Genomic DNA, 25,467 nt, shown 5'->3' with positions numbered 1-25,467 from the left:
CTTGCGCTTCGCCATCCGCGAAGGCGGACGTACCGTCGGCGCGGGAACCATCTCAGAGATCATCAAGTAAAGAAAAAAGCTTTTCAGTAAAAGTAGTTTGCAGTTTCAAGACTAACGAGGGCTGCCGGTTCGTGTAGAAGTTCATGGCTGGCAGCTACTCCAAACGATCTTTGAGTAACGGAAAAGAGAAGAACAATGGCTGGACAGAGAATCAGAATTCGGTTGAAGGCGTATGACTACCGCGTGCTTGACACCTCCACTGGAGAGATCGTCGAGACGGCCAAGCGCACGGGCGCCCAGGTTGCGGGTCCCATTCCGCTGCCGACCATGAAGAACAAGTATTGCGTTCTGCGTTCGCCCCACGTCGACAAGAAGTCGCGCGAGGCCTTCGAGATTCGCACTCACAAGCGGTTGATCGACATCCTCGAGCCGACCCAGCAGACAGTAGATGCGCTGATGAAGCTCGATCTTCCTGCCGGTGTCGACGTAGAGATCAAGACGGTACAGAAGTAAAGTTTTCCGTCTCAACTTTGTAGTACTAACCCGGCAGTGCCTGGTTCACCAGGCATGATGAGGAAAGGAAACTCAAATGTCAGTAGTAGGAATTCTCGGAAAAAAAGTCGGTATGACTCAGATCTTCGATGAGCGCGGAGACGTTCATCCGGTCACAGTGCTCAAGGCTGGCCCATGCGTTATCACCCAGCTCAAGACGCTTGCGAAGGACGGCTATGATGCCGCGCAGATCGGCTATGTCGATTTCGTCAAGGCTTCCAAGGTGAACAAGGCCATGACCGGTCACTTTGCTAAGTCGGATGTTCCTCCCGTCCGTGAGATCAGGGAAGTTGCTATCGAAGCAGTCAAGACCGCTGAAGGCGAAGAGACCGTTACCGCCAAGGCTGGTGATCGTATCCTGGTCGATATCTTCAACGACGAGCGTTTCGTCGATGTGATCGGAACCTCCAAGGGACGTGGTTTTGCTGGCGTCATTCGCCGCCACGGTTTCGGCGGCGGTCCCAAGTCGCACGGTCACATGTTCCAGGTTCAGGGTTCGATTGGTGCATCGTCGTTCCCGTCGCGCGTATTCCCCGGTCAGCGTATGCCCGGCCACATGGGACACGCGCAGATCACAGTTCGCAACCTTCGCATTCGCGGCATCGATCTTGAAGACAACCTTCTGCTGGTTGAAGGTGCAGTACCGGGCCCACGAGATGGTTACGTGCTCATCTCCAAGGCCAAGGCTCCGCCGCGCGAGCGTCGTGGGTTTGCCGGTGCCGCAACGAAGGACGCTCTGAAGGCTTCGAAGAAGGCTGCACCGAAGAAGAAGTAAAGAAAATCAGCAGAGCGTCTTGAGTTTTATAAGGCGCCTACTAAATAAAAGTTTTGGCCCACCGCATCGATGGTGGGCACGAAGAGAGAAGAACGATGGCAAACATCAACATAGTAAATCTCGGTGGAACTAAAGTCGGTGAGTTCGAACTCGCCGATGAGGTCTTCGCAGGCGAGATCAACGACGCGCTCCTGTGGGAGTCGGTCAAGCACTATCGTGCTGCGCTCCGTCAGGGAACCGCCGCTACCAAGAACCGCAAGAATGTTTCGGGTTCCGGCAAGAAGCTTTGGAAGCAGAAGGGAACTGGTCGCGCTCGCGTCGGCTCGATCCGCACTCCGCTCTGGCGTGGTGGTGGTACGGTCCACGGACCTCAGCCCCGCAGCTACGAGTATGCCTTCCCACAGAAGAAGCTGATGGGCGCGCTCCGCTCGGCCATCGCTGCCAAGATTGCAGACGGCAAGTTCACCATCGTCGATTCGTTCGAAGTCGCCGAGGCTAAGACCAAACTCTTCCGTGCAGCGATCACCAAGCTCGATGCCGGTAAGACGACGCTCCTGGTTGAGAGCAGCCGCAAGCTCGACGAGAAGTTGTATCTCGGTTCGCGCAATCTCAACGGCGTTGAGCTTGTGCTCAGCTCCGAGGTTCACCCCTACGACCTGCTCCGCTACGAGCACGCGATCTTCTCGAAGGACGCTATCGAGGCCCTTCAAGAGACGCTCAAGAAGTTTGTATCGAAGCGCAGCAAAGCCGCTGCGGCTGGTTCAACCCAAGACAACACCGCTAAGGAGGTTGCATAATGCCAACCCTCTATACCGTGATTCGCCGCCCTCTCATTACTGAGAAGGGAATGGGCGTCAAAGAGACCCAGAATACGCTTGTCTTCGAGGTTGCCCTCAAGGCCACCAAGACCGAAGTCAAGCAGGCTGTTGAGACACTCTTCAAAGTGAAGGTCTCAGGAGTTCGCACCGCAACCGTTGAAGGCAAGGAGCGTCGCCGTGGTAAGTTCTCCGGCTACCGCCCCGACTGGAAGAAAGCTTACGTTCGCCTCAAAGAGGGCGAGAAGATGCCGGACTACATCAATAGCCTCTAACGCGACCGGTAAGGAAACAGCCGCCGCACGCAACAGATTTTCAGGAACCGAAGCGTCGCTGAGAAATTCAGAAGCGCCACAGGCAAGGGAATAAAGACGATGCCGATCAAATCATTTCGACCGATTACTCCATCACTCCGCTTCGCGACGAAGCTGGTCAACGACGACCTGACGACCGACAAGCCGCATAAGCCGCTGCTCGCCGTCAAACAGCGTACCGGCGGACGTAACAATGCTGGTGGCCTTACCATGCGCCATCACGGTGGCGGCCACAAGCAGAAGCTGCGTCTCATAGACTTCAAGCGCGAGAAGTACGGCATTCCAGGCACGGTCGCTACCATTGAGTACGATCCGAACCGCAGCTCGCGTATCGCCCTCATCAGCTATGCTGACGGCGAGAAGCGCTACATCATTCAGCCGGTTGGGTTGAAGGTTGGCCAGTCGATCATGAGCGGCCCTGAGGCCGATATTCTGGTCGGAAACGCGCTGCCGCTCAAGAACATCCCGATCGGTACGATCGTGCACAACATCGAGCTTCGTCCTGGTAAGGGCGCGCAGATGGCACGTTCGGCCGGCGCACAGGTCAACCTGATCGCGAAGGAAGGCGACTACGCCCTTCTGAAGCTGCCCTCTGGCGAGACCCGCAAGGTTTTGGTTGAGTGCATGGCGACGATTGGCCAGGTTGGCAATACCGACCACGAGAACGTCACCATCGGTAAGGCCGGACGCAACCGCTGGAAGGGAATTCGTCCTTCCAACCGCGGCGTCTCGATGAACCCTGTCGACCACCCACACGGTGGTGGTGAAGGTAAGACATCGGGCGGACGTCATCCGGTCACTCCGTGGGGCCAGCCGACACGCGGATACAAGACCCGTAACAACAAGCGGACCGATGTATTTATCGTCAACCGCCGTACCAAGTAGTTCTCTCGTAGTAAGGGCAACACCAAGTCTCGCACGTAAGAGATTCGTCGTATCCAGCATCGCAACAAGAAATTCGGAGCTTAGCAAATGTCACGTTCAGCCAAAAAAGGTCCCTTCATTGACGATCATCTGATGAACAAGATCAACGTCATGAACCAGACCAACGACAAGAAGGTCCTCCGCACCTGGTCCCGCCGGTCCACGATCCACCCGGACTTCGTCGGTCACACCATCGCAGTTCACAACGGCCGCAAGTTCATTCCGGTCTACGTGACGGAGAATATGGTTGGCCATAAGCTCGGCGAGTTTTCGGCCACCCGCACCTTCAAGGGCCACTCCGGGCGCGCCACTGAGTCCTCCGCAAAGCCCAAATAAGAAAATCGGGCAGAGTTTTTGTTTGTCCTTCAAGGAAGAAGATCATGGCTAAGGCAGTAGCAGAGAAAATCCGAGAGTTCCGCGCAGAGGCGAAGTTCCAGCGCACCAGCCCGCAGAAGGCGAAGCTCGTTCTCGACCTCATCAAGGGCCTCCGCGTCGAGCAGGCACTCAACACCGTTCACTTCAGCACCAAGCGCATGGCTCCGGTGGTGGAAAAGGTCCTGCGGTCGGCGATCCAGAACGCCAGCTACGTCTCGCAGGAACAGGGGCTCGATGTAGACGTCGACAACCTGTACGTGAAGACGGCGGTTGCGAACGAAGGTCCGCGCATGAAGCGTATTCGCCCTGCTCCAATGGGCCGCGCCTTCCGCTACCAGCGCAGGCTCGCACACATCATCGTCACTGTCGCTGAGAAGAAGTCGGCCACTGCGGTATCCGCAGCCGATTCTTCCGAAGCGTCGGCGACGAAGAAGACCACGAAGAAGGCAGCCACCAAAACTGCGGCGAAGAAGCCAGCAGCCAAGAAGGCCGCCGACAAGAAGCCTGTAGCCAAGAAGGCCGCCGACAAGAAGCCTGTAGCCAAGAAGGCCGCAAAGTAAGCAGTTTCTTGTAAACTTAGAGTTTTGGTTCACCGCCCGCCGGCTCAACCGGTAGAGGGCACGGAGTAAAGGGAAGCTATGGGACAGAAAGTCCATCCGTATGGGTTTCGCCTCGGCATCAATAAGCCGTGGAAGTCGCGCTGGTTCGTCGAGCGTGGCTATGACAAGCTGCTGGTTGAGGACGTCAAGCTGAAGGCTGAGCTGCGCGAGAAGCTGAAGGCTGCCGGCGTCAGCTCCGTTGAAGTGGAGCGTCCGGGCAACAAGCTGCGTCTCATCATTCGCACCGCTCGTCCGGGCATCATCATCGGCCGCAAGGGCGCGGAGATCGACAAGCTCAAGGCCGACATTCAGAAGCGCACCAGTCGTGAGGTCTTCATCGATATCCTCGAGGTCAACAAGCCAGAGCTCGATGCTCAGCTCGTTGCCGAGAACATCGCCCTTCAGCTCGAAAAGCGCGTCAGTTTCCGCCGCGCGATGCGCAAGAGCGTGGACTCTGCTCTCCGCTTCGGCTGCAAGGGCATCAAGGTTCGTGTCTCCGGCCGTCTCAATGGAAATGAGATTGCACGCTCGGAGTGGTATCTCCAGGGCCGTCTGCCGCTGCACACGCTGCGCGCCGACATCGACTACGGTTTCGCCGAGGCACACACCACCTACGGCATCATCGGCGTCAAGACCTGGGTCTATCGTGGCGATATCTACGAGCAGAAGAAGCGTCGCGACCAGGTCGTTACAACCGGCGCATTCGCGTCGTAAGGATTCAGGCAGGCACGGTTCAACCGCTGCCTGCCGCAGAGTAAAACGCGACGGGGCCTGAGCCCCCGAGGGTAAGAGGGTTTTTATATGTTGATGCCAAAGAAGGTCAAGTATCGCAAGCAGCAGCGCGGTCGCATGTGCGGCAAGGCGTGGCGCGGCTCCGATCTCTCGTTCGGCGATTTCGGCCTGAAGGTGATGGAGTGCGGTTATATTACCGACCGCCAGATCGAAGCCAGCCGTATCGCGATGACGCGTTTCATCAAGCGTGGCGGCAAGGTCTGGCTCCGTATCTTCCCGGACAAGCCGATCACCAAGAAGCCTGCCGAAACCCGTATGGGTAAAGGTAAGGGAGCACCGGACCACTGGGTCTGCGTAGTTCGCCCTGGCCGGATCCTGTTCGAGATGGAAGGCGTCAGCCCGGAGCTCGCCAAAGAGGCCATGCGCCTCGCGGCTCATAAGCTCCCGCTCAAGACCAGCTTCGTCCAGCGCCACGACGTCAAGGCGACGGTTGCGGCCAAGTAATTCAGTAGGCGTTTTTAGTAGTCAAGGAAAAAGACAATGGATTTCGAAAAGATCAGTAATCTCAGTGATGACGAACTCAAGACGCAAGCGGCGCAGGCCGGCGAGCAGCTCTTCCGCATCCGCTTTCAGAAGACCCTCGGCAACACCGAAGGCCTGAAGAAGCTGAAGACGCTTAAGCTCGACGTCGCCCGCATCAAGACCGTCGAACGTCAGCGCACCCTCGCTGCGGAAAAGGCAGCCGCTCCGGTTCGCGTCAATGCCGCACCGGCCAAGAGCACACGCACCGCCCGCAAGAAAGCGAAGAAGGACTAATTCATGGCAGACACAACCAACACCACCGCAGCCCCTGCTTCTTCAGTACAGACTTCCGCCGAAGCCCAGCCCTCACGCCGCAACGAGAAGGTCGGCCTCGTCGTCTCGACCAAGATGCAGAAGACCATTGTTGTCGAGATCGAGATGCGCAAGGCGCACCCGAAGTACAAGCGCGTCATGAAGTCGAACAAGAAGTTCTACGCGCACGACGAGCAGAACTCCGCCCGCGTCGGCGATGTGGTCCGCATTCGCGAAGCGCGTCCCTTGTCGAAGCTGAAGCGCTGGTCGCTCGAAGAGATCGTCCGCCGCTCCTCGCTCTCGCAGCTTGCTGAAGAGAAGACGACCCCAGTCGCTGCCGAAGCGAAGTAGTCCCATGGAGCTTTGGCTCCACGGAAAAAGATCAGCCATAAAAAGGGCATAGCCCAGGCCGTTTCACCAGGAGAAGAACGATGTCAGTACAAATGAGAACAATGCTTGACGTGGCCGACAACTCCGGCGCACGCAAGTTGCAGGTGATCCTGCCCCTCGGTGGCGGTCTCGGCAAGAAGGCCGGCCTCGGCGACATTGTCACCGCAGCCGTCAAAGAAGCTTCCCCCGATGGCACTGTAAAAAAGGGTAAAGTAGTAAAGGCGGTCATCGTTCGCACCCGCAAAGAGTATCGTCGCCGGGACGGAACGTATATTCGCTTCGACCAGAACGCCGCTGTGGTCATCAATGACGCCAACGAGCCGGTCGGCACCCGCGTCTTTGGCCCCGTGGCCCGCGAACTTCGCGAGAAGAAGTTTCTCAAGATCGTCTCGCTCGCACCTGAGGTCATCTAGTTTCAGTGCCCGGCTTCTGGCCGGGCAGCAGCATGTAGAAGAATTTGTTTACAAGCAAACAGCCAAGGCTGAATGCCAGGAGCTAAGTTTTATGGCAGGCATCAAGATCAAGCGTAACGACACCGTCGAAGTGATCGCCGGTAAAGACAAGGGCAAGCGCGGCAAAGTCATCCGCGTCATCGCCGACAGGAACCGCGTTCTCGTCGAGCGTGTCATGATGATCAAGAAGCACCTCAAGCCCAACCCCCAGCGCAACATCCAGGGCGGCATCGCCGAGCAGGAGTCGCCGATCCACATCTCGAACGTGATGCTGGTCGACGGCGAAGGCAACAAGACCCGCGTCGGAACGCGGCTTGAAGGCGACAAGAAAGTTCGCTTCTCGAAGGCAAGCGGCAACAACATCCCCGAGAAGAAGAAGTAGATTTTATCCATTAACCCTGTTTCAACGGTTCACCCCACGCATCGGTAGACGGAAGACATCCCACCCCGGCCACCGTGGAGAAAGCGAAAAGCAATCATGGCATCACGATTCAGAGAGAAGTACGAGACAGAGATCAAGCAGGCGATCGCCAAAGAATTGAACATCACCAATCCCATGGCCATTCCGAAGCTGGAGAAGATTGTCATCAACATGGGTCTCGGCGAAGCCACCCAGAACGTCAAGATCATGGATCCACTGATTGCCGATCTCGCCTCTATCGCTGGCCAGAAGCCTGTGACGACCAGGGCCAAGAAGTCCATCGCCGCTTTCAAGCTGCGTGAAGGCATGCCCATCGGCGCCATGGTGACTCTGCGCGGCGACAACATGTACGAGTTCCTCGACCGCCTGGTTTCGATCGCTCTTCCTCGCGTCCGCGACTTTCGCGGCGTCTCCACGAAGAGCTTTGATGGCCGCGGAAATTACACCCTTGGCTTGCGCGATCAGCTCATCTTCGCCGAAATCGACTATGCGAAGGTCGACAAGCTCAAAGGTATGAACGTAACTATCGTCACTACGGCAGCGGACGACAACGGTGCCCGCGCCCTGCTCAAGGGTTTCGGAATGCCCTTCCGCGTCGGAGCGTAGTCAGGACGCAGCCGGGCCTATTGAGCCTTAAACAAGTTTGTAGCAATAGAAATACCAACTATTCTTGTAAGAATTATAGAGAGTAAAACATGGCAACTACTGCAAAGCGCGTCAAAGACGCAAAGAAACCGAAGTTCAAGTCCCGTCAGCACAACCGCTGCCAGCTCTGCGGCCGTCCGCGCGCGTTCCTTCGCAAGTTCGGTGTCTGCCGTCTCTGCTTCCGCGGGCTTGCGCTCAAGGGAGAGATTCCAGGCGTCGTCAAGTCAAGCTGGTAGAATAAATTTATCGACTCGCGTTCGGCCTTGTGCCGCACGCTCCTTCCAGAGACCTCATTCGAGCTACGGCTTAGGATGCAGAAGTCTGGAAGATTTACCGCAGCAAACATCCCCGCTGGTTCTTGTGAGAGACACTCGTGAGCGAACGGGGGATGAAGGAGAATGAATGAACCTCACCGATCCAGTAGCAGACTTCCTGACCCGCATCCGCAACTCCATCCGTGCGCGCCACCAGAAGCTTGATGTTCCTGCCTCGAAGCTCAAGGCTGAGATTGCCCGCATCCTCAAGGAAGAGGGCTACATCGCGAACTACAAGCCGACGGAAGAGGACGGCCAGAAGGTCATCCGCGTTTATCTCAAGTACGGCCCGAACAACGAAGCCGTCATCCGCGACCTGCAGCGCGTCTCGCGTCCCGGTTGCCGTGTGTACCTTGGCCGTGATGAGATCCGTCGCGTGCAGGGTGGCCTCGGCATCTCCATCATGACCACCCCCAAGGGTGTCATGACCGGTCGTCAGGCTCGTCGCGAAGGTGTTGGCGGCGAGATCCTCTGCGAAGTCTGGTAAAGAAAATAAACCAGATGTTTTGTTTTTGCATTTGAGCCTTAGGCTCACAGGCTGCAGTGGAACAGGCTTCAAGTCTGCGACTCGCAAGCCATAAGAAGGAATTGAACATGTCACGCATTGGCAAGAAGCCGATCCCCATGCCCGCCGGAGTCAAGTACACCGTCGACGGCAACACCGTTCTCGTTGAAGGCCCCAAGGGCAAAGTTACTGCCATGCTTCCCGGCGGAATCACGCTCGTCCAGAAGGACGGCAACCTCGTTGCGGAGCGCCAGACTGACAAGCAGGCGGCCTTTCACGGTCTCGCCCGCGCACTGGTCTTCAACGCCGTCACTGGCGTCACCACCGGCTGGACCAAGGAACTTGATGTCGTCGGCATTGGTTACCGTGTAGAGCTCAAGGGCAAGAACATGGTTGTCTTTACCCTTGGCTACTCGCACCCGATTGAATTTCCTCTGCCTTCCGGCATCGAAGTCACCATCGACCCCAAGCAGACCCACGTTACGATCTCCGGCATTGATCGCCAGAAGGTCGGCCAGGTTGCTGCCGATATGCGCTCTCTTCGCAAGCCCGATCCTTATAAGAACAAGGGCGTTCGCTATACCGGCGAGAAGCTGAAGAAGAAGGTCGGTAAGACCGGAGCGAAGTAAAGTCTTCGCGGGGCAGAGACTGAGGGTTGTTATCCTTGTCTCTGTTCCGCACAACGTACTAAGACCGAACGTCGTCAGCACTCTGGCGACGCCACTAGGAAGGAAAGCGAATTATGATCAATCCCCGTCAACGTAACGTTATCCGCCAGCGCGTCCACACGCGTATCCGCGAGAAGATGTCCGGCACTGCCGAGCGCCCACGTCTCAACGTTTACCGCTCGCTCAACCACATCTACACGCAGCTGGTCGACGATCTCAACGGCGTCACGCTTGCCTCGGCTTCCTCGCTGGGGAAAAAAGGCGAAGAGAAGAACTACGGCGGCAATATCGTTGCCGCGGCCGAAGTGGGCAAGCTCATCGCTCAGCGTGCGCAGGAGAAGGGCATCAAGAAGATTGTGTTCGACCGTGGCGGTTATCTGTATCACGGCCGCGTCAAGGCCCTCGCCGATGCTGCTCGCGAAGCTGGACTCGATTTCTAAGGATTAGGCGCCCCAAGCGGCAGCCAGAAAGCTGGATTAAGACATTATGGCAATGAAGAAAAAAATCGACGCGAACCGGCTCAACCTGAAGGACGAAGTCGTTTCCATCAATCGCGTCACCAAGGTCGTCAAAGGCGGTAAGAATATGTCCTTCGCCGCCCTCGTCGTCATCGGTGATCCCGGCGAAGGCGTGGTCGGATACGGTTCGGGCAAGGCCAAGGAAGTTCCCCAGGCCATCCGCAAGGGGATCGAAGCGGCCAAGAAGAACCTGCACAAGGTGAATCTCACCGACACCACGATTCCGCACCAGGTGCTGGGTCACTTTGGCGCCGGTCAGGTCATGCTGAAGCCCGCCGCTGAAGGTACCGGCATCATCGCCGGCAAGACGGTTCGCGCTGTGATGACCGCCGCTGGTGTGCAGAACGTGCTCACCAAGTCGCTCGGCACCGCCAACCCGCACAACGTTATCAAGGCCACCTTCGATGCTCTCATCCAGCTTCGCAACAAGGCCGAAGTCGCCGCTTTGCGCGGTAAGGCAGTCGAAGAGCTTTAGCTCTTCGCTCAAAAGATTCAGAGGAGCTTTAATTCAATGGCTGACAATAACGCAATCGCCAAAATCAAGCTGCAGTACTTCCGTTCCAAGATCTGCACTCCGGTCAAGCACAAGCTCGTCATCAAGGGCCTCGGCTTTACCCGTCTCAATCAGGTCGTCGAGCGCGAAGACACGCCATCCATTCGTGGCATGGTGGCAAAGGTTCCGCATCTTGTCCGCGTCGTCGAGTAAGTAAGACGCGTTGAGACAGTTGCTTCAAGCCCGCACAGGGAAAATCAAATGCGAGTCGGTCAGCCAACGAGTTGGCCGGCGTTAAGCGAGGAAACAATGGCAATCCGTAATCTCTCCAATCTCCGCGCCCCTAAAAAGGCCAATGAAAACAAGAAGCGTGTCGGACGCGGTATGGGTTCCGGCATCGGTAAGACCTCCGGCCGTGGCCACAAGGGTCAGGGTTCGCGTTCCGGTTCGAGCCTGATGCGCGGCTTCGAAGGCGGCCAGATGCCCCTTCACCGCCGTATGCCCAAGCGCGGCTTTACCAACATCTTCCGCGTCGAATACCAGGTGCTTGGCCTTGACCGCATCGCCGAGATCAACGCCGCCTCAAACGAGACCGAGTTCACGCTCGAAAAGATCGTTGCTCTTGGACTTCTGCGCAAGAAGAAGGGCCTTATCAAGGTACTGAACAACGGCGAGCTGAAGATCGCCGTCACCGTTCACGCGCACAAGTTTTCCAAGACCGCACAGGAAGCAATCGAAAAGGCCGGCGGCAAGGCCATCCTCATCGGCTAAGCAGCATTTAGAATCAGTGGCAGGCAAAGGCAGATGCTTTTGCCTGCCGGTTCATCCGCAGCAGGTTTCACCCCGAGGTCCAGTCTCCGATGTTCGAGAAATTCGCAAACATCTTCCGTATTACCGATCTGCGCACGCGCGTTCTGTTCACGCTTGCGATGCTGGCCATCTATCGCCTCGGGTCGCACATTCCCACCCCTGGTATCAACGCCGATATGCTGGCGCAATACTTCAATCAGAACGCCGGGTCGTCCCTCGGGCTGGTCGATCTCTTCTCGGGCGGAAATCTGCGCAAGCTGACCGTCTTCGCCCTTGGCATCATGCCGTACATTACCGCCTCCATCATCTTCCAACTGCTTACTGTTATCTATGAGCCGCTGGCAAAGCTGCAGAAGGAAGGCGAACTCGGGCGGCGCAAGATCACGCAGTGGACCCGCTACGTCACGATCATGCTGGGCGTCGTCCAGTCTTTCGCCATCGCGTTGACCTTGACCAACACCTCCACCGGCGAGTCAATGGTCACCATCTCCAAAGGCTTGTTCGTTCCGCTCTGCGTGCTGACACTGACCGCTGGAACCGGCTTCGTCATGTGGCTGGGGGAACAGATCACCGAGCGCGGCATCGGCAATGGAATGAGTCTGCTTATCTTTGCCGGTATTGTTGTCGGTATTCCTGCCGGCATTGGCGATCTTTGGCAGAAGGCGCTGGACAGGACCTGGGGTGCCTTTACTCCCTTCGCGATCCTTGTGCTCATCGTCGGAATGCTCGCGGTTGTGACCTTTATCGTCTACGTTGAAAAGGCGGAGCGCCGCATCCCGGTTCAGTACGCCAAGCGTATCGTCGGACGCAAGATGATGGGCGGCCAGTCGACCCATCTTCCGTTGAAGGTCAACTCTGGTGGTGTGATGCCGGTCATCTTTGCCGCGTCGATCCTCTCGGCGCCGCTGCTGTTTTCCGGTGCGAGCATCTTCGGCTACTCGTTGCACGATTCGCCGTTCTTCGGCCCGCTCTTCCGCGCTCTCGGCCCCGGCGAACCGTGGTACGTGTTCCTCTATAGCGTCTCTATTATCTTCTTCGCCTACTTCTATATCTCGATTGTCTTCCGCCCTGACGATATCGCAGACAATATGCGCAAGTACGGCGGCTTCATCCCCGGCATTCGCCCCGGCAAGCGCACGGCTGACTTTATCAACGATGTGCTGACCCGCATCACCTTGGTCGGCGGCGTCTACCTGGTGATCATCTCGCTGATTCCGATGTTGCTCATCAGTGGTATTCACTTCAACCATCTGTGGCTCATCGGCGGAATCTTCGACAAGATGCCAACCTGGGTAACGAATGGTCTTGGCGTCAGCTTCTATTTCGGCGGTACGTCGCTTCTGATTGTCGTCGGTGTGGCAATGGATACGGTCCAGCAGATCGAAGCTCAGCTCGTGATGCGCCACTATGAGGGCTTCTCTCCGCGGAGCGGTCGTATTCGTGGCCGCAAGAGCTGGTAGGGAAGTGCCAACGTTGACCACCGATTCCGCATCCCATCATTCTCAGGCCCAGGCAGAAAGCACCTTTCTGCCTGGGCCGGTACTCCTTTTAGGGGCTCCCGGCGTAGGTAAGGGAACCCAGGCCCAGTTGCTGATGGCCACCTTCGGCATTCCGCAGATCTCTACCGGCGATATTCTTCGCGAGAACATCGCCAAAGGGACCGAGCTGGGAAAGACGGCCAAGGGATTGATGGATAAGGGACAGCTCGTTCCGGACCAGATTGTCAACGATATGGTGCAGGGCCGCCTCACGGCCGCCGATGTTCACGCCGGTTACATCCTCGATGGCTTCCCCCGGACGCTGGCTCAGGCGACTTGGCTGGACGCGCATCTCCCCATCTTCCGTGAGACGCCGCCATTGGTGGCTGTCAATATTCGCGTCGATGAGGCTGAGCTGCTCCGCCGTATTACCGGGCGCCGCATCTGTTCGGCCTGCAGACACATCTATAACATCTACTCGCATCCACCTACGAAGCCGGGCGCCTGCGATCTCGATGGAAGCCCGCTCCTGCATCGCAGCGACGATACGGAAGAGGCTTTTACAGAACGAATGAAGGCGTATGAGTCTCTGACGGCCCCGGTGATCGAACACTATCGCGCGAGCAATCGCTTCCGCGAGGTCAGCGGCGAGCCGTCGGTAGAGGAAGTATCACAAACTATTGTTGCTGCACTGAAGGCGTTGCGCGAATCAAACCCTAAGTCCTAAAAATGGCCATACTCATCAAATCGCCCGCAGAGATCGAGAAGATGCGGATCTCCGGCAAGGCCCTCCGCCAGGTCCACGACGCCATTGCGCCTTTCGTTAAGCCAGGCGCGACCACGATGGACCTCGAGAATGTCGCTGTCCGCAAGATTGCCGAACTCGGCGCGATTGCCGCTTTCAAGGGCTACCACGGCTATCCCGCGGCGCTCTGCACCTCGATCAACAATGAGGTAGTTCATGGGATGCCCAATGAGAAGCGCGTTCTCAACGAAGGAGATATCGTCTCCATCGACTGTGGCGTCATCATCGACGGCTTTTATTCCGATGCGGCTGTGACCTATGCAGTCGGCAAGGTCAGCCCCGAGACGCAAAAACTCCTCGACGTAACCCTCGCCTCCCTTGAAGCTGCCATCCAACAATGCCAGGTGGGTGGGCGCCTCTTCGATATCTCTGCTGCCGTTCAGCAGATGTGTGAGGCCGCTGGTTTTGGGGTCGTCCGTGACTTTGTCGGCCATGGTATTGGTAAATCCATGCACGAAGACCCCCAGCTTCCCAACTTTGGTGCTGCCGGAAAAGGCCCTCGGCTCAAGGCGGGCATGGTCCTCGCCATTGAACCGATGATCAATGCGGGTGGTCCCGAAGTTCGGGTCCTCAAAGATGGCTGGACTGCCGTGACCATCGACGGAAGCTACAGTGCCCACTTCGAGCACACGGTAGCCATCACAAAAGATGGCCCCCGTGTGCTTACCCGCTAGGAAATACCCTCATTTCGAGGTATGATAAGAGATGCTGCGTGTGTAACGAGCAGTTGCGGCACCAGTGGCTATCTTTCCACTAAAAGAAGTTTGATCAGCGGTTTGCAAAACGCTGAAGCAATTGCGGAAATTCGGGGCTCAATCCCGGGCTTTCCAGAGGAGATCGTTTGTCGAAGGAAGATGCAATTGAAGTGATGGCAGTCGTCGTCGAGACGCTGCCGAACGCGATGTTCAAGGTCGAGCTTGAGAACAAGCACCAGGCCCTTGCGCACGTCTCCGGACGTATGCGTAAAAACTTCATCCGCATCCTCCCCGGCGACCGTGTCGCGATTGAGCTCAGCCCGTACGATCTCAACCGTGGTCGCATCGTCTACCGCTACAAGTAGGCAATCCTGGCCGTAACCATCTGTTGTCGACATGGGCTTAGGCCGTGTCGCGCATGTATCACGCCAAAGAGGCTTTCGCCTCCAAGGCACGACTTAGAAGGGAATCAAATGAAGGTTCGAGCATCAGTAAAGAAGATTTGCGATAAGTGCAAGGTCATTCACCGCCGCGGCGTCGTTCGTGTCATCTGCGAGAACGCCAAGCACAAGCAGCGCCAGGGATAAAGAAAAATAAGCAGAAGTCTTGTTTATCTTTTCAAGCCCCACTCGGCCCCTGCGGGCTAGTTAGCCGAAGTCAAGGCTTGCGTTGAACCCGCCGGACCAACCGAAGACCATCCACCCGCTCCCCGACCAGTTCCCGGAGCCTAACCGAAAAGGAACCCCATGGCACGTATTGCTGGAGTCGATGTCCCTAATAACAAACAGGCGCGCATCGGTCTCACCTATATCTTCGGCATTGGCGACTCCCGCGCGGCGAAGATCCTCGCGAAGGCGGACGTCGATCCCATCGCAAAGATCGCGACTCTCGACGAGGACCAGTTGAACCGCATTCGTCAGGTCATCGAAGCAGAGGGCCATATCGAAGGCGATCTCCGCAAAGACATCTCGCTCAACATCAAGCGCCTCATCGAAATTCAGTCCTACCGTGGCCTCCGCCATCGCCGCAGCCTGCCGGTTCGCGGCCAACGTACCCACACCAACGCTCGCACCCGCAAAGGCCCCCGCAAGGGCACCGTTGCCGGTAAGAAGAAAGCGACGAAATAAATGGCGAAGACACAGAACACCAAAGGCGCAGCCAAGACTGGCAAGAACAAGAAGTTCAAGAAGCGCGAGCGCAAGAACGTTCCATTTGGCCTCGTATTTATTCAAGCCACGTTCAACAACACGATCGTCACCATCACCGATCAGGCTGGCAACACGCTCTCCTGGAAGAGCAGCGGTTCGCTCGGCTTCCGCGGCTCCCGCAAGGGAACACCGTTTGCCGCGCAGCAGGCCGCTGTCGGTGCTGCTACTGCAGCCCGCGACCACGGTCTCCGCTCGGTCGATGTGCGCGTCTCCGGTCCCGGCTCCGGCCGTGAGTCCGCGATCCGCGCTCTCGCCACGACCGGTATCGAGGTCCGCAGCATTCGCGACGTTACGCCGATGCCGCACAACGGCTGCCGTCCGCCGAAGCGCCGCCGCGTGTAAGCAATCAGCTACCGGCTTCCAGTTCTTGGTAAAGACTGGAAGCCGGGGCTAACTTTTCAACCGGATCGTGACTGAAGCGCAGCCAGCGTGTAAAGCGATCGACAACCGAACTCAGGAGATAGAAAGAAATGGCACGTTATACAGGACCCGTCTGCCGCCTCTGCCGCCGCGACGGCACCAAGCTCTTCCTCAAGGGAGCCAAGTGCTTCTCAGAAAAATGCCCCGTCGAGAAGCGCAACTTTCCTCCCGGCCAGCATGGCCAGTCCAAGAAGCAGAAGAAGGTCGTCGGCTACGGTCTGCAGCTTCGTGAGAAGCAGAAGGCCAAGCGCATCTACTTCACGCTCGAGACCCAGTTCCGCGCCTACTACCAGAAGGCCTCGAACCGCACCGGTGTCACCGGCGAACTCCTGCTCCAGCAGCTTGAGACCCGCCTCGACAACGTGGTTTACCGTCTCGGTTTCGCGATGAGCCGCCGTCAGGCCCGTCAGATCGTGCGCCACGGCCATATTCAGGTCAATGGCCGCAAGGTCAACATCCCGTCCTTCCAATGCAAGGTTGGAGACGAGATCGCTATCCGTGAAGGTTCCAAGGCCCTTATTATTCTCGAAGAGTCGAAGAACTTTGCCAGTGGCCAGCACACTGTCCAGTGGCTCGATATTAACCGCGACAATCTCTCCGGCAAGGTCCTCGCTCTGCCGAAGCGCGAAGATGTCAACCTGCCCGTCAACGAGCAGTTGATCGTCGAACTCTACAGCAAGTAACTCTAGCTGTTACAAAACATTGGGTGCCCCATGTCCCGCTGCTGGGACATGGGTTCTTCCCAGCAACACCACAACCTAACCGCAACCGAACCACCCGCCGGTCCGCAAAGTGCATCGCGGCCAGGACGGATAAAGGAGAAACACATGCTTTGGAGAGGATTTCAAAAACCCAAGCGCCTCGCAGTCGAAACCGAAACACTCACCGACAAGTACGGCAAGTTTTCCGCGCAGCCCTTTGAGCGCGGCTTCGGTACCACCATCGGCAACGCACTCCGCCGCACTTTGCTTTCGTCCATCGAAGGCGCTGCTGTCACCGCCGTTCGTATCGAAGGCGTGCTGCACGAGTTCCAGTCGATCACCGGCATCGTTGAGGACGCGACCGACATCATCCTCAACCTGAAGCAGATTCCCTTCAAGCTCAACGGCGAAGGCCCCAAGGCTCTCTATCTCCGCGCCGACCAGGCCGGTGTAGTTACCTCGGGTTCCATCGAGGCCGATGGCGACGTCGAGATTCTCGACAAGGACGTTTACATCTGCACCATCTCCGAAGGCGGCAAGATCGACATGGAGATGCGCCTGAAGCGCGGCCGTGGCTATATCTCTGCCGACAAGAACTTCGACAGCGATCTCGGCCTTGGCTTTATTCCGGTCGACTCCGTCCACTCGCCTGTCCGCAAGGTCAACTACCTCGTCGAGGCCGCCCGTCTCGGCCAGATCACCGACTACGACAAGCTCACCGTCGAGATCTGGACCAACGGAACTGTGCTTCCTGCGGATGCACTTGGCCTCTCCGCCAAGCTGCTCAAGGACCACATGACCATCTTCATCAACTTCGAAGAAGAGCTCGAAGCCGGTCATGACGGCCTGCACGATGGCCCTGCGCTGCAAAACGACAATCTCAACCGTTCTGTCGAAGAGCTCGAGCTCTCCGTCCGCAGCTACAACTGCCTCAAGAACGCCAACATCATCACCATCGGCGAGCTCATCCAGAAGACCGAAGCCGAGATGCTCAAGACCAAGAACTTTGGTCGCAAGTCCCTGAACGAGATCAAGGAAATCCTCGCGCAGATGGGCCTCTCGCTGGGCATGAAGATCGACGAGCACGGCAACCCGCAGCCCGGACCAACCTCTGTGCTGCCCGCAGCTACCCTCGCCGCCAGCTTCGGCAACTTCGACGACGATGAGGACGAAGATGAAGATGACGACTTCGATGTTGCCGCCGAGCCCGAAAACTTCTAACAGCACCACCCATAGCGGAGGGATCGCTCAAGTCGATCCCTCCGCATTCAAACTGTAGTCCCGACTCACGGCTCATAGCCCAGTCGAAGGAGATCAAAATGCGCCACCGTAATGCAGGATTCAAACTAGGCCGCAATACCAGCCACCGCCGCGCCATGTTGCGTAACCTCGTCACCTCCATCATCCTGATGGACCGGGTCGAGACCACCATCACCAAGTGCAAGGCCACCCGTCCCTTGGTCGAGAAGATGATTACTCTCGGCAAGCGCGGCGATGTCCACGCCCGTCGTCAGGCTGCTGCCTACCTCATGACTCCCGAGGCTGTTGATCGCCTCTTCGCAACGGTGGCCCCGCGTTACGGAGCACGTAACGGCGGCTATCTCCGCATCATTCGCAGCGGACCCCGCAAGGGCGACGCAGCCGAGATGGCGTTCATCGAGCTTCTCGGTGCTGAGCACGAGCTGAATGAGAAGGCCCAGAAGCGTGCCGATGCTCGCACCAAGCGACGTGAAGAGCTCGCCAAGCAGATGGAAGAGCGCAAGCCCGGCGAAGCTCCCGATCCCAACGCCGAGCCATAGACCAGCATCATCAAACTTAGAGGCGCACCCCAAAAGGTGCGCCTTTTCTCTTGTATATCGAGCATCCGCTCACGTCGCATGGCATATCGATTACAGTAGAGGTCAAGTGACAGAGACAAAGCGCACGACTCTCACAGGCCGGCAATTTATTCTCATCGCCCGCGCGCTGGCAGATCCACACCGCTACGAGATCCTCCAGAAGATCGGCGGAAGCGACGCCTCGTGTGCCTGTGGCGATATCCGAAGCTGTCTTCCTATCAGCCCTGCGACGCTCTCTCACCACATGAAGGAGCTGGAAAACGCCGGTCTGGTCGATGTTCAGCGCGAAGGCAAGTTCGTCAATTACACGCTTCGCCGCGACGTTCTGCAGGCGTACCTCGACCGGCTCTCCAATATTTAGCGAGCCCTATGTATCGCCATCATGGCAGGCTCAGCCGTTGTATACGACGACGCGATTCTTGCCCGCGTGCTTGGCGGCATACAGGGCCTCATCTGCTCTCTCCACCAACTGATAGCCATTGGCCAGAGAGTCGTCCATCGCCGCCATCCCGATACTGATGGTCAGCGGAGCATTCTCCCACTTCTCAACCGCTACCCTTGCCATCACGCGCTTGGCCAGCCCCAGGGCGCTCTCCTGGCCACTTTCCGGCAGCAGCACTACAAACTCTTCGCCGCCATACCGTGCCGGCAGGTCGGGCAGTCGAACCGTCGTCTGCAGGATCGTTGCCAGGCGACGCAGCACCTCGTCACCGGCAGCATGGCCCCAGCGGTCGTTTACCTTCTTGAAGTCATCTACATCAAGCAGTAGTACGGACAGCTCCCGGTTCCGGCGCCGGGCCATCGAAAACTCCATCGCCAGCCGCTCCTCAAACGCGCGGCGATTCCTTAGCCCCGTCAGTTCATCGGTGACTGCCAGCTTGCGCAGACGGTTGTTGGCCTCTTCCAGCTCGCGATGGTAGCGTTCCAGCTCAGCCTTGTGCGCCGCTTCTTCGGAGACGTCCACGGCCACTCCTGCCAGCAGGATGTTTCCTGCCGAATCATGGCAGGGAAACTTGAAAGAGCGCAGCGACTGGATCACACCATCTGCTCCGCGAACCTGCTCCTCGTTCTCGATAATCCGGTCGCCGACCATCACTTCAAGATCGTGCATACGGTCTGATTTGATTAGATTGCGTGGCCATAACTGCTCGTCGGTGCGTCCCAGCCACGCATATTCGCTTATGCCGAACCGTTGCGCGAAGCTGCGGTTGTAGAAGAGCAGCCGCCCCGCCGAGTCTTTGATATAGCTCATAAAAGGGCTGGCGTTCATGAAGGCGCGAAACAGTTCTTCGCTGGCCCTCAACCCAGCGGCGGCTTCTTCCTTTTCCTTCAGGGCCTGCTCCAGTGCGGTGCGCTGCAACAGCAGCTCCAATCGTGCGCTCACCTGCCTGCCCAGGACCTCCAGCGTGTGTCCCTGCTCTTCGGTCAGCAGTCGCGGCACAATATCGATGACGGAGAGCGTCCCCAACGGGTCTCCCTCCACTGTCTGCAAAGGAACGCCGGCAAAAAACCTCAACCCAGGTTCATTTGTTACCAGCGGGTTCGACGCAAACCTTGGATCGGTAAACGAGTCGGTGACTACCAGCAATCCACGCTGCCGCACCACATGCGCGCAAAACGCCGCCTCCCGCGGGGTCTCCCGCCGCTTCAGCCAATCGGTCGATCGAAACCATTGATGCCGCTCATCCAGCAGGGTCACCAGTCCCACCGGTGTCCCGCAGATTGAAGCGGCAAGCTTCACCAACTCGTCGCACTCCTGCTCCGGTTGCGAGTCTAGTAACTCCTGCGTCCAAATCTCTTTGAGACTGGCATTTTCGTTCTCAGCTAGCCGTATACTCATCTGTCACCGTAAGGTCAACAGTAAGGATATCTGCCACGGCAACGCTGATGCACAAGCTTTTTCGTAAGCTTACGAGAGTAACTATCATTTGCCGAAATTAAAGTTACTTTAGTTTTTTCTCCACTTATGAGCTCTTGGGTGCCCCCTCGCGCAGGATTTATTTCGCTCACACTTCTACAATAAAGCCAGCGGTTCAATCCTCGTCTTCTCGCTATGTCGTAGAAGAGTGGGGCCCCGGAATAATGCCAATAGCGAGACTGACCATCGAACTGGAGATTCCCCACGCGCAGTCTCTCAAGGACCGCCGCCAGGTCGTCCGCTCCATCAAGGATAAGCTTCGCCACGGCTTCAATCTCTCCATTGCCGAGCTCGACGATGGAATCGTCTGGAACCGTGCAACCCTCGGCGTCGCGTCCATCTCCTCCTCGACCCAGTATCTTACTGGGCAGATTCAGCTCATCGACGCCGCAGTGCTGCGTCTGGCCACAGGCCTGGGCGCTGAAATCGTGGATTCCTATGCCGAAATTCTGCCCGAATAACCGCCCGTTCCCCTCTTTATCGAGAAGGGGCTAGGTCAAACGCTTGAACTTTGATATCCTCAACCGTTCACCCCCGTAGAAATATATGCCCGAGCAACGAGCCAGAACGTACCACCGCAACCGAGTAGCCAACACCTTCTCCGAAGAGATCGGCGCCATGCTGGAAGGTGAACTCTCTGACCCCCGTATCGCACCCAGCTACGTCACCGACGTTGTCCTCGCCCCTGGCGGCAAATCCGCGCGCGTCTTCATCGCGGTCCACGGCAACGAGCAGGAGGAAGACTCCACCCTTGAAGCGCTCACCACGGCCCGCGCCTACATCCGCACACAGCTCCGCGACCGCATGGGTGTCCGCCATGTTCCCGAGCTCAGCTTCGCCATCGACCGCTCCAAAAAGATGACTGGCCGCATGGATGAGCTTCTGGCCCGTATGCGCAAACGCGAAAAGAAGGCGGCCCCATCTCAACCATGACGCATATGACGCATGAACCGATCGGCGAATTGACGCATGAAGCTCAGATTGAAGCGCTCCTCGAAGCTTTTCGCGCCAGTCCACGTTTCATCCTGACCTCGCACTCCCGTCCCGATGGCGATGCCCTCGGCTCGGTGCTCGCATTGGCCGAGATCCTCGACCAGATGGGTCTTCAGACCGACGTCGTCTTTGCCGACCCCGTGCCTGTCATCTATCGAACGATGCCCAACGTTGGCCGCATCCACCACACTCCCTCCGCTGCGGACATCGCCGACCATAGCGTTCCAGCTATCCTGCTGGAGTGCGACGGCATTGCCCGCACCGGCCTGCTTGGCCTCGACGAAGACCGTCCCCTCATCAACATCGACCACCACGCCAGCGGACGCCGCTTCGCCGCCGTCAACTGGATCGACGAGCATGCCTGCGCCGTCGGCGCGATGGTCTACCGCATCGCGATTGCCGCCGGGGTCGAGATCACGCCCAGTATGGCTACCTGTCTTTACACCGCGATCCTGTCTGATACCGGTGGTTTTACTTACGCCAGCACCAACGCGGAGACCTTTGCCGTCGCCCACGACCTTGCTGTCCGTGGGGCAAATCCCGCAAAGATCGCTCGAGACGTTTACTTCTCTAACTCGATCAGCAAAATCCGGCTCCTCGGCGCAGCCCTCTCCAATCTTCACTGCGAAGGCACGGTCGCGTGGTCCTGGGTCACCAGTAACGACATGATGCTCACTGGAGCCGATGCCGAGGACTGCGAAGGCGTCGTCAACTATCTCATCAGCATCGCCGGTATCGAGTCCGCCGTCTTCCTCCGCGAGCTTCCCGACATCAACGAGTTCCGCCTGAGCATTCGCAGCAAAGGCAAGGTCGATGTCGCCCGTATCGCGGAGTCCTTCGGCGGCGGCGGTCACCGCAGCGCCAGCGGATGTACCATTCAAGGCCCGCTCGATGTGGCGACTGAACGCATCCTCACACAACTTCGCACCGGACTCTGCTAGCCTTGTCTCCTTCACCTGACCCAATGAGTGATCTGCAAAAATCCGCCGCACCCGGCGCATGGAAAGAACGCACACCCATCGCCTGGCTGCATGGCATCTGGAAGGGGTTCGCCGCCGAGTCGCCGCACGAGTTCCTCGTCCTCTGTGTTGTGACGGGTTTCCTGCTGCTCTACGGTCTGGTTCCCCTCATCGGTGGCGACCAGCTCGGCCTCGTCGGCGCAGACGAGCCGCGCTACGCCCAGATCGCCCGCGAGATGCTCGCGCAACATAACGAGGTCTGCACCCAGCTCCACGCAGAGATGGTTCCCCATAGCCTTACCCCCAAGGCCATCGACGACTCCTTCCACTGCCTCATCGGCGGGACCATCACGCCGATCCTCTATGGCAAGCCCTGGCTTGAGAAACCCGCGCTCTACTATTGGCGCGCCATGAGCTTCTTCCGCGAGTTCGGCGTCTCAGACTGGTCCGCCCGGCTGCCGTCGTCCTCCGGAGCCTTTGCTCTCTTCTTTCTGATCTTCCTCCACATGCGGCGATTCCGTCCTGGAGGCCACCTCAACGCCGCGCTCATCACCGCCTCCAGCCTCGCCGTCTTCGCCTTCGCCCGAGGCGCGTCCACCGACATGCAGTTAGCCGCGCCCTTTTGTATCGGGATGCTTGGCTGGTACGCCTGGTACGAGACCGGCAAAAAATTCTGGCTCTTCGACCTCTACTTCTTCGGTGCCGCGGCCACGCTGGCCAAAGGCCCGGTAGCGCCCTTCCTCGCGCTGGTCATCATCCTTCTCTTCGCCGGACTCCGCCGTGAGTGGTCGCTGCTCCGCCGTACCATCTGGTGGCCCGGCATCCTTCTCTACATCGTGATGGTGTTGCCCTGGTACATCGCTGTTCAGTGGAAGAACCCGACCTTCTACCGTCTCTTCTTCCTCGAACATAATCTCGAACGCTTCGCCACCAACCGCTACCAGCACCACCAGCCCTTCTGGTTCTATTTCGCTGTTCTGATCCTTGGCCTCATGCCCTGGACCATCCTCTCCCTCCGCGCCCTGGTCGACTCCATTGACGTCTCCATCGCGGAGTGGAAGGTCCGCCATAACCCCCAGCGCTATCTGGGCCACTCCCGCGCCGGCGATGCCTTCCCAGAGTTCCTTGTCCTCTGGGCGCTCTTTCCCATCGTCTTCTTCTCCTTCTCCGGCTCCAAACTCCCCGGCTATATTCTTCCCTCTATTCCACCGCTCACCATCCTCACGGCCGACTATCTTCACCGCAACCGCCGCGACGGATTGCCCAACTGGCTCGTCTGGTCGCACGCCGCCGTCTGCGCCATCCTCGTCTTCGTCCTCATTCTCGCTCCCCAGCACATGAAGTACGAGACCCTCGTTCCCTCCGCGCAGTGGCTCCTGATCGCCGGAGGCTCCGCGCTCGTCATCGGCGCGGCTGTCTTCCTCATCATCCGCCGCTGGGGAGTGCCGCAGCTCGTCAATGCGACCTTCATCCCCATCGTCGTCGCGCTGGTCTTCCTTCTCGGCTTCCACGGCAAAGACCTCGACCTCAACTACTCTGCCCGGCCTCTGGCTCGCGAGATCCAACGTCTTGCCCCCAACGAGGAAACCCTGGCCGTCTACGAGGTGCGCCGCGACCTCGATTACGGCCTCGCCTTCTACCGCAATACCCCCACGGTTCACTACGACGCTGAAGACTGCCCCGCCAGCGTCCCCGCCGAAGAACATGTCCTCGTGATTCCCACCAAGGACATGGCAGAGCTGAACCAATGCCTCGCCGACCGCATCTATAAGCCGCTCTTCCTCTACGACACCCAGGGCCTCGAAGTCTACAAGGTTTATGCCCGCCAGTAAGTTGTTGCTTCGCCGTTCCCTCTAAGGACACGCCTAAAACACGTCATCTCGACCGGAGGCGGCGCTTTTGCCGCCGCAGTGGAGAGACCCCTGTATTTCGCCGTTGCCTGTTTTTCTAATCGGTGCAGATCGGTGGTAAGCCAAGTCGAACACCCCCGGCACTCCCCACCCTCGCGAAATTCCTATAAGCTCGACAAAAGCTTAAATGCCTGTCGCCACCCAACTCGAGATCCTCGACCTGCGGCACTTTTCCGCGCGCCAGCTCCGGCCATTGCTTGAGTCTGAGGCAGAAGTCTGGCAGCAGCGTCTCCGCTGGAACTACCGCGGGTCGACTGAACTCCTCCTGCAATATCTCGACTCCCGCATCCTCCCCGGCTTCGTCGCACTTGACCGGGGGCGCGTCTGCGGGTTCACCTTCTGCGTCTACGAGGGCAACAAAGCCGTAGTCGGCGATGCGTACGCCGTGGCCGCAGATCAGCAGCAGGCGCTCCACATCACCCACACCCTTCTGCAGCATCTCCTCGACCTGCTGCTGCACTCTCCCGGCATCAACCGCGTCGAGTCGCAACTCCTCCTCTACGAGGCTGGCTCTGTCGACCAGAGCTTTCGCGAGGCAGGCTTCTCTCTCTACCCGCGTCTCTTCATGGAGTACAACTTCGAGCCGTCTGCTCCCACCGCAGCCAGCCCTCCGCTCAACCTCCCGCAGGACGTCCAGATCTACCGCTGGTCACCCGACCACTACCAAGCCGCTGCCGAGCTTATCCACGAGGCTTATACCGGCCACATCGACGCCCGTATCAACGACCAGTACTGTTCGCTCCACGGCTCGCTCCGTTTTCTGCATAACATCGTGCGCTTTCCCGGTTGCGGCATCTTCGACGCCACCAGCTCGTGGATACTCCGCGACAATCGCACTGGAGCTCTCATCGGCATGGTTCTCTGTTCTCGCGTAGCCGACGATGTCGCCCACATCACCCAGCTCTGCATCGCACGAGGCTGGCGCGGCCAACATCTCGGCAGAGCGCTTCTGCAACACTGCATGGCCCAGTTGGCCCAATCCAGATTCAAGGCCATCACCCTGACCGTCACCGAAGCCAACCATCAAGCCGTCCGGCTCTACGAAGACCTCGGCTTCCTCACCCGCCATCGTTTTGATGCCATGGTTCTGGCCAAGGCCTGAATTACCCAACCATGCGACTTCGCCGCCACGCCAGAAACTTCAGCATCGCCAGATTGAACAAGATCGCCCCCGTCGTATCGAGCAGCACGTCATACCGGCTGCTTACCCGCCCGGCCAGGAATGCTTGATGCCACTCATCCATGCTGGCCACAAGAAACGTGCTTAGCACCGCCAGCGCCATCGCCGCCGCGCGCAGACCGCCTCGTGTCCCCTTCCATCGACGCCGCAGGCTGGCAAGCCATCCCCTGCGAAACAGCAGGCCCAGCGTCCCATACCCGGTAAAGTGCCCTACCTTCCGCAGCAC

Annotated in this window: 40 protein-coding genes; 38 read left to right on the top strand and 2 right to left on the bottom strand. The window is 58.2% G+C overall.

The annotated features are described in order from the left end of the window. From GSQ81_RS20340 to GSQ81_RS19990, 33 genes are all read left to right on the top strand, one after another. On the top strand, positions 1-70 hold a 70-nt coding region (locus tag GSQ81_RS20340; RefSeq protein ID WP_158910049.1), incomplete at its 5' end, for a hypothetical protein. A 125-nt stretch (positions 71-195) separates the two neighbouring features. Then, entirely contained in the window at positions 196-513 is a 318-nt protein-coding gene (gene rpsJ / locus GSQ81_RS06875) for a 30S ribosomal protein S10 (protein WP_013581294.1), read from the top strand. 76 nt (positions 514-589) lie between these two features. Beyond that, entirely contained in the window at positions 590-1,327 is a 738-nt protein-coding gene (gene rplC, locus GSQ81_RS06870) for a 50S ribosomal protein L3 (protein ID WP_158910044.1), read from the top strand. A 95-nt stretch (positions 1,328-1,422) separates the two neighbouring features. Further along, on the top strand, positions 1,423-2,124 hold the full coding sequence (gene rplD / locus GSQ81_RS06865; RefSeq protein ID WP_158910043.1) for a 50S ribosomal protein L4: 702 nt from the start codon (positions 1,423-1,425) through the stop codon (positions 2,122-2,124). Beyond that, on the top strand, positions 2,124-2,417 hold the full coding sequence (locus tag GSQ81_RS06860) for a 50S ribosomal protein L23 (RefSeq protein WP_158910042.1): 294 nt from the start codon (positions 2,124-2,126) through the stop codon (positions 2,415-2,417). Before rplD ends, GSQ81_RS06860 begins: the two co-directional genes overlap by 1 nt. 99 nt (positions 2,418-2,516) lie before the next feature. Next, a complete protein-coding gene (rplB, locus tag GSQ81_RS06855; RefSeq protein ID WP_158910041.1) occupies positions 2,517-3,341 on the top strand; it encodes a 50S ribosomal protein L2 in 825 nt (274 codons plus the stop codon). Positions 3,342-3,428: 87 nt separating this feature from the next. Further along, positions 3,429-3,716, top strand: coding sequence for a 30S ribosomal protein S19 (gene rpsS, locus GSQ81_RS06850; protein WP_158910040.1), 288 nt, complete (start codon positions 3,429-3,431; stop codon positions 3,714-3,716). Between the two features lie 44 nt (positions 3,717-3,760). Continuing rightward, positions 3,761-4,315: a 50S ribosomal protein L22 gene (rplV, locus tag GSQ81_RS06845; RefSeq protein ID WP_158910039.1), complete on the top strand. Its 555-nt coding sequence runs from the start codon at positions 3,761-3,763 to the stop codon at positions 4,313-4,315. Positions 4,316-4,393: 78 nt separating this feature from the next. After that, entirely contained in the window at positions 4,394-5,068 is a 675-nt protein-coding gene (gene rpsC / locus GSQ81_RS06840; protein ID WP_158910038.1) for a 30S ribosomal protein S3, read from the top strand. An 87-nt stretch (positions 5,069-5,155) separates the two neighbouring features. Beyond that, entirely contained in the window at positions 5,156-5,590 is a 435-nt protein-coding gene (gene rplP, locus GSQ81_RS06835; RefSeq protein ID WP_158910037.1) for a 50S ribosomal protein L16, read from the top strand. A gap of 36 nt (positions 5,591-5,626) precedes the next feature. After that, positions 5,627-5,902 carry a 50S ribosomal protein L29 gene (gene rpmC / locus GSQ81_RS06830; RefSeq protein WP_158910036.1) on the top strand — a complete coding sequence of 92 codons (276 nt, stop codon included), beginning with the start codon at positions 5,627-5,629 and terminating at the stop codon, positions 5,900-5,902. 3 nt (positions 5,903-5,905) lie between these two features. Continuing rightward, positions 5,906-6,271: a 30S ribosomal protein S17 gene (gene rpsQ, locus GSQ81_RS06825; RefSeq protein WP_158910035.1), complete on the top strand. Its 366-nt coding sequence runs from the start codon at positions 5,906-5,908 to the stop codon at positions 6,269-6,271. A gap of 80 nt (positions 6,272-6,351) precedes the next feature. Next, positions 6,352-6,723 carry a 50S ribosomal protein L14 gene (gene rplN, locus GSQ81_RS06820; RefSeq protein ID WP_158910034.1) on the top strand — a complete coding sequence of 124 codons (372 nt, stop codon included), beginning with the start codon at positions 6,352-6,354 and terminating at the stop codon, positions 6,721-6,723. Positions 6,724-6,814: 91 nt separating this feature from the next. Beyond that, positions 6,815-7,144: a 50S ribosomal protein L24 gene (gene rplX / locus GSQ81_RS06815; protein WP_216846393.1), complete on the top strand. Its 330-nt coding sequence runs from the start codon at positions 6,815-6,817 to the stop codon at positions 7,142-7,144. A 96-nt stretch (positions 7,145-7,240) separates the two neighbouring features. Then, positions 7,241-7,789 carry a 50S ribosomal protein L5 gene (gene rplE / locus GSQ81_RS06810; protein ID WP_158910033.1) on the top strand — a complete coding sequence of 183 codons (549 nt, stop codon included), beginning with the start codon at positions 7,241-7,243 and terminating at the stop codon, positions 7,787-7,789. Positions 7,790-7,878: 89 nt separating this feature from the next. Beyond that, positions 7,879-8,064, top strand: a complete 186-nt coding sequence (locus GSQ81_RS06805) for a type Z 30S ribosomal protein S14 (protein ID WP_158910032.1) — start codon at positions 7,879-7,881, stop codon at positions 8,062-8,064. Positions 8,065-8,230: 166 nt separating this feature from the next. Beyond that, positions 8,231-8,629, top strand: coding sequence for a 30S ribosomal protein S8 (gene rpsH / locus GSQ81_RS06800; RefSeq protein WP_158910031.1), 399 nt, complete (start codon positions 8,231-8,233; stop codon positions 8,627-8,629). 107 nt (positions 8,630-8,736) lie between these two features. Next, the gene (rplF, locus tag GSQ81_RS06795; RefSeq protein ID WP_158910030.1) at positions 8,737-9,276 is read left to right on the top strand and encodes a 50S ribosomal protein L6; all 540 of its coding nucleotides are present in this window, start codon (positions 8,737-8,739) and stop codon (positions 9,274-9,276) included. Positions 9,277-9,389: 113 nt separating this feature from the next. Further along, positions 9,390-9,755: a 50S ribosomal protein L18 gene (rplR, locus tag GSQ81_RS06790; protein ID WP_158910029.1), complete on the top strand. Its 366-nt coding sequence runs from the start codon at positions 9,390-9,392 to the stop codon at positions 9,753-9,755. Positions 9,756-9,801: 46 nt separating this feature from the next. After that, positions 9,802-10,308, top strand: coding sequence for a 30S ribosomal protein S5 (rpsE, locus tag GSQ81_RS06785; protein WP_216846392.1), 507 nt, complete (start codon positions 9,802-9,804; stop codon positions 10,306-10,308). A 36-nt stretch (positions 10,309-10,344) separates the two neighbouring features. Further along, entirely contained in the window at positions 10,345-10,539 is a 195-nt protein-coding gene (gene rpmD, locus GSQ81_RS06780; protein ID WP_158910028.1) for a 50S ribosomal protein L30, read from the top strand. 96 nt (positions 10,540-10,635) lie between these two features. Further along, entirely contained in the window at positions 10,636-11,097 is a 462-nt protein-coding gene (gene rplO, locus GSQ81_RS06775) for a 50S ribosomal protein L15 (RefSeq protein ID WP_158910027.1), read from the top strand. An 89-nt stretch (positions 11,098-11,186) separates the two neighbouring features. Further along, the gene (secY, locus tag GSQ81_RS06770; protein ID WP_158910026.1) at positions 11,187-12,596 is read left to right on the top strand and encodes a preprotein translocase subunit SecY; all 1,410 of its coding nucleotides are present in this window, start codon (positions 11,187-11,189) and stop codon (positions 12,594-12,596) included. 13 nt (positions 12,597-12,609) lie between these two features. Beyond that, positions 12,610-13,341, top strand: coding sequence for an adenylate kinase (locus GSQ81_RS06765; RefSeq protein WP_254060057.1), 732 nt, complete (start codon positions 12,610-12,612; stop codon positions 13,339-13,341). Between the two features lie 2 nt (positions 13,342-13,343). After that, on the top strand, positions 13,344-14,093 hold the full coding sequence (gene map, locus GSQ81_RS06760; protein WP_158910024.1) for a type I methionyl aminopeptidase: 750 nt from the start codon (positions 13,344-13,346) through the stop codon (positions 14,091-14,093). A 167-nt stretch (positions 14,094-14,260) separates the two neighbouring features. After that, a complete protein-coding gene (infA, locus tag GSQ81_RS06755; RefSeq protein WP_013581270.1) occupies positions 14,261-14,479 on the top strand; it encodes a translation initiation factor IF-1 in 219 nt (72 codons plus the stop codon). A gap of 108 nt (positions 14,480-14,587) precedes the next feature. Then, positions 14,588-14,701: a 50S ribosomal protein L36 gene (gene rpmJ / locus GSQ81_RS06750; protein ID WP_013581269.1), complete on the top strand. Its 114-nt coding sequence runs from the start codon at positions 14,588-14,590 to the stop codon at positions 14,699-14,701. 159 nt (positions 14,702-14,860) lie between these two features. After that, positions 14,861-15,241 carry a 30S ribosomal protein S13 gene (gene rpsM / locus GSQ81_RS06745; protein ID WP_158910023.1) on the top strand — a complete coding sequence of 127 codons (381 nt, stop codon included), beginning with the start codon at positions 14,861-14,863 and terminating at the stop codon, positions 15,239-15,241. Next, positions 15,242-15,664: a 30S ribosomal protein S11 gene (rpsK, locus tag GSQ81_RS06740; protein ID WP_158910022.1), complete on the top strand. Its 423-nt coding sequence runs from the start codon at positions 15,242-15,244 to the stop codon at positions 15,662-15,664. It abuts the gene before it with no gap. Positions 15,665-15,792: 128 nt separating this feature from the next. After that, positions 15,793-16,425 carry a 30S ribosomal protein S4 gene (gene rpsD / locus GSQ81_RS06735; RefSeq protein WP_158910021.1) on the top strand — a complete coding sequence of 211 codons (633 nt, stop codon included), beginning with the start codon at positions 15,793-15,795 and terminating at the stop codon, positions 16,423-16,425. A 144-nt stretch (positions 16,426-16,569) separates the two neighbouring features. Continuing rightward, positions 16,570-17,664 (top strand): DNA-directed RNA polymerase subunit alpha, encoded by a 1,095-nt coding sequence (locus tag GSQ81_RS06730; protein WP_158910020.1) that lies wholly within the window; start codon positions 16,570-16,572, stop codon positions 17,662-17,664. A 98-nt stretch (positions 17,665-17,762) separates the two neighbouring features. Continuing rightward, the gene (gene rplQ, locus GSQ81_RS06725) at positions 17,763-18,242 is read left to right on the top strand and encodes a 50S ribosomal protein L17 (RefSeq protein ID WP_158910019.1); all 480 of its coding nucleotides are present in this window, start codon (positions 17,763-17,765) and stop codon (positions 18,240-18,242) included. A 106-nt stretch (positions 18,243-18,348) separates the two neighbouring features. Next, entirely contained in the window at positions 18,349-18,642 is a 294-nt protein-coding gene (locus GSQ81_RS19990) for a helix-turn-helix transcriptional regulator (RefSeq protein ID WP_254060056.1), read from the top strand. A gap of 30 nt (positions 18,643-18,672) precedes the next feature. Here the strand turns inward: GSQ81_RS19990 and GSQ81_RS06715 are convergent, their stop codons facing one another. Continuing rightward, on the bottom strand, positions 18,673-20,121 hold the full coding sequence (locus GSQ81_RS06715) for a diguanylate cyclase (protein ID WP_158910017.1): 1,449 nt from the start codon (positions 20,119-20,121) through the stop codon (positions 18,673-18,675). Positions 20,122-20,363: 242 nt separating this feature from the next. On the opposite strand from GSQ81_RS06715, the gene GSQ81_RS06710 reads away from it, so the two are divergent. From GSQ81_RS06710 to GSQ81_RS06690, 5 genes are all read left to right on the top strand, one after another. Then, positions 20,364-20,660: a DUF503 domain-containing protein gene (locus GSQ81_RS06710; protein WP_158910016.1), complete on the top strand. Its 297-nt coding sequence runs from the start codon at positions 20,364-20,366 to the stop codon at positions 20,658-20,660. A gap of 85 nt (positions 20,661-20,745) precedes the next feature. Further along, positions 20,746-21,132, top strand: coding sequence for a 30S ribosome-binding factor RbfA (gene rbfA / locus GSQ81_RS06705; protein WP_158910015.1), 387 nt, complete (start codon positions 20,746-20,748; stop codon positions 21,130-21,132). 5 nt (positions 21,133-21,137) lie between these two features. Beyond that, positions 21,138-22,133, top strand: coding sequence for a bifunctional oligoribonuclease/PAP phosphatase NrnA (locus GSQ81_RS06700; protein ID WP_254060055.1), 996 nt, complete (start codon positions 21,138-21,140; stop codon positions 22,131-22,133). A 23-nt stretch (positions 22,134-22,156) separates the two neighbouring features. Further along, complete coding sequence (locus tag GSQ81_RS06695; RefSeq protein WP_158910013.1) at positions 22,157-23,983, top strand: glycosyltransferase family 39 protein; 1,827 nt, start codon at positions 22,157-22,159, stop codon at positions 23,981-23,983. 205 nt (positions 23,984-24,188) lie between these two features. Beyond that, entirely contained in the window at positions 24,189-25,163 is a 975-nt protein-coding gene (locus GSQ81_RS06690; protein ID WP_158910012.1) for a GNAT family N-acetyltransferase, read from the top strand. Between the two features lies 1 nt (position 25,164). On the opposite strand, the gene GSQ81_RS06685 is transcribed toward GSQ81_RS06690, so the two are convergent. Beyond that, complete coding sequence (locus GSQ81_RS06685; RefSeq protein WP_158910011.1) at positions 25,165-25,467, bottom strand: VanZ family protein; 303 nt, start codon at positions 25,465-25,467, stop codon at positions 25,165-25,167.

Source organism: Granulicella sp. L56 (assembly GCF_009765835.1).
In the GTDB taxonomy this organism is placed as follows: Bacteria; Acidobacteriota; Terriglobia; order Terriglobales; family Acidobacteriaceae; genus Edaphobacter.
Note: the sequence above shows the minus strand (reverse complement) of the source record. Positions and strands in the feature narration are given on the sequence as shown.

What these genes read in the sequence shown, in the direction of transcription:
- rplE (WP_158910033.1), top strand. Translation starts at nt 7,241, where the DNA reads ATGGCATCACGATTCAGAGAGAAGTACGAGACAGAGATCAAGCAGGCG.
- rplX (WP_216846393.1), top strand. Translation starts at nt 6,815, where the DNA reads ATGGCAGGCATCAAGATCAAGCGTAACGACACCGTCGAAGTGATCGCC.
- secY (WP_158910026.1), top strand. Translation starts at nt 11,187, where the DNA reads ATGTTCGAGAAATTCGCAAACATCTTCCGTATTACCGATCTGCGCACG.
- rplV (WP_158910039.1), top strand. Translation starts at nt 3,761, where the DNA reads ATGGCTAAGGCAGTAGCAGAGAAAATCCGAGAGTTCCGCGCAGAGGCG.
- GSQ81_RS06690 (WP_158910012.1), top strand. Translation starts at nt 24,189, where the DNA reads ATGCCTGTCGCCACCCAACTCGAGATCCTCGACCTGCGGCACTTTTCC.
- rpmC (WP_158910036.1), top strand. Translation starts at nt 5,627, where the DNA reads ATGGATTTCGAAAAGATCAGTAATCTCAGTGATGACGAACTCAAGACG.
- GSQ81_RS06700 (WP_254060055.1), top strand. Translation starts at nt 21,138, where the DNA reads ATGACGCATGAACCGATCGGCGAATTGACGCATGAAGCTCAGATTGAA.
- rpsJ (WP_013581294.1), top strand. Translation starts at nt 196, where the DNA reads ATGGCTGGACAGAGAATCAGAATTCGGTTGAAGGCGTATGACTACCGC.
- rpsD (WP_158910021.1), top strand. Translation starts at nt 15,793, where the DNA reads ATGGCACGTTATACAGGACCCGTCTGCCGCCTCTGCCGCCGCGACGGC.
- GSQ81_RS06695 (WP_158910013.1), top strand. Translation starts at nt 22,157, where the DNA reads ATGAGTGATCTGCAAAAATCCGCCGCACCCGGCGCATGGAAAGAACGC.
- rpsE (WP_216846392.1), top strand. Translation starts at nt 9,802, where the DNA reads ATGGCAATGAAGAAAAAAATCGACGCGAACCGGCTCAACCTGAAGGAC.
- rpmD (WP_158910028.1), top strand. Translation starts at nt 10,345, where the DNA reads ATGGCTGACAATAACGCAATCGCCAAAATCAAGCTGCAGTACTTCCGT.
- rplB (WP_158910041.1), top strand. Translation starts at nt 2,517, where the DNA reads ATGCCGATCAAATCATTTCGACCGATTACTCCATCACTCCGCTTCGCG.
- rplO (WP_158910027.1), top strand. Translation starts at nt 10,636, where the DNA reads ATGGCAATCCGTAATCTCTCCAATCTCCGCGCCCCTAAAAAGGCCAAT.
- GSQ81_RS06715 (WP_158910017.1), bottom strand. Translation starts at nt 20,121, where the DNA reads ATGAGTATACGGCTAGCTGAGAACGAAAATGCCAGTCTCAAAGAGATT.
- rpsC (WP_158910038.1), top strand. Translation starts at nt 4,394, where the DNA reads ATGGGACAGAAAGTCCATCCGTATGGGTTTCGCCTCGGCATCAATAAG.
- rpsS (WP_158910040.1), top strand. Translation starts at nt 3,429, where the DNA reads ATGTCACGTTCAGCCAAAAAAGGTCCCTTCATTGACGATCATCTGATG.
- rplQ (WP_158910019.1), top strand. Translation starts at nt 17,763, where the DNA reads ATGCGCCACCGTAATGCAGGATTCAAACTAGGCCGCAATACCAGCCAC.
- rplD (WP_158910043.1), top strand. Translation starts at nt 1,423, where the DNA reads ATGGCAAACATCAACATAGTAAATCTCGGTGGAACTAAAGTCGGTGAG.
- rbfA (WP_158910015.1), top strand. Translation starts at nt 20,746, where the DNA reads ATGCCCGAGCAACGAGCCAGAACGTACCACCGCAACCGAGTAGCCAAC.
- rpsM (WP_158910023.1), top strand. Translation starts at nt 14,861, where the DNA reads ATGGCACGTATTGCTGGAGTCGATGTCCCTAATAACAAACAGGCGCGC.
- GSQ81_RS06860 (WP_158910042.1), top strand. Translation starts at nt 2,124, where the DNA reads ATGCCAACCCTCTATACCGTGATTCGCCGCCCTCTCATTACTGAGAAG.
- rplR (WP_158910029.1), top strand. Translation starts at nt 9,390, where the DNA reads ATGATCAATCCCCGTCAACGTAACGTTATCCGCCAGCGCGTCCACACG.
- rplC (WP_158910044.1), top strand. Translation starts at nt 590, where the DNA reads ATGTCAGTAGTAGGAATTCTCGGAAAAAAAGTCGGTATGACTCAGATC.
- rplF (WP_158910030.1), top strand. Translation starts at nt 8,737, where the DNA reads ATGTCACGCATTGGCAAGAAGCCGATCCCCATGCCCGCCGGAGTCAAG.
- rpsK (WP_158910022.1), top strand. Translation starts at nt 15,242, where the DNA reads ATGGCGAAGACACAGAACACCAAAGGCGCAGCCAAGACTGGCAAGAAC.
- GSQ81_RS06805 (WP_158910032.1), top strand. Translation starts at nt 7,879, where the DNA reads ATGGCAACTACTGCAAAGCGCGTCAAAGACGCAAAGAAACCGAAGTTC.
- rplN (WP_158910034.1), top strand. Translation starts at nt 6,352, where the DNA reads ATGTCAGTACAAATGAGAACAATGCTTGACGTGGCCGACAACTCCGGC.
- GSQ81_RS06710 (WP_158910016.1), top strand. Translation starts at nt 20,364, where the DNA reads ATGCCAATAGCGAGACTGACCATCGAACTGGAGATTCCCCACGCGCAG.
- rpsH (WP_158910031.1), top strand. Translation starts at nt 8,231, where the DNA reads ATGAACCTCACCGATCCAGTAGCAGACTTCCTGACCCGCATCCGCAAC.
- rplP (WP_158910037.1), top strand. Translation starts at nt 5,156, where the DNA reads ATGTTGATGCCAAAGAAGGTCAAGTATCGCAAGCAGCAGCGCGGTCGC.
- rpsQ (WP_158910035.1), top strand. Translation starts at nt 5,906, where the DNA reads ATGGCAGACACAACCAACACCACCGCAGCCCCTGCTTCTTCAGTACAG.
- rpmJ (WP_013581269.1), top strand. Translation starts at nt 14,588, where the DNA reads ATGAAGGTTCGAGCATCAGTAAAGAAGATTTGCGATAAGTGCAAGGTC.
- map (WP_158910024.1), top strand. Translation starts at nt 13,344, where the DNA reads ATGGCCATACTCATCAAATCGCCCGCAGAGATCGAGAAGATGCGGATC.
- GSQ81_RS06730 (WP_158910020.1), top strand. Translation starts at nt 16,570, where the DNA reads ATGCTTTGGAGAGGATTTCAAAAACCCAAGCGCCTCGCAGTCGAAACC.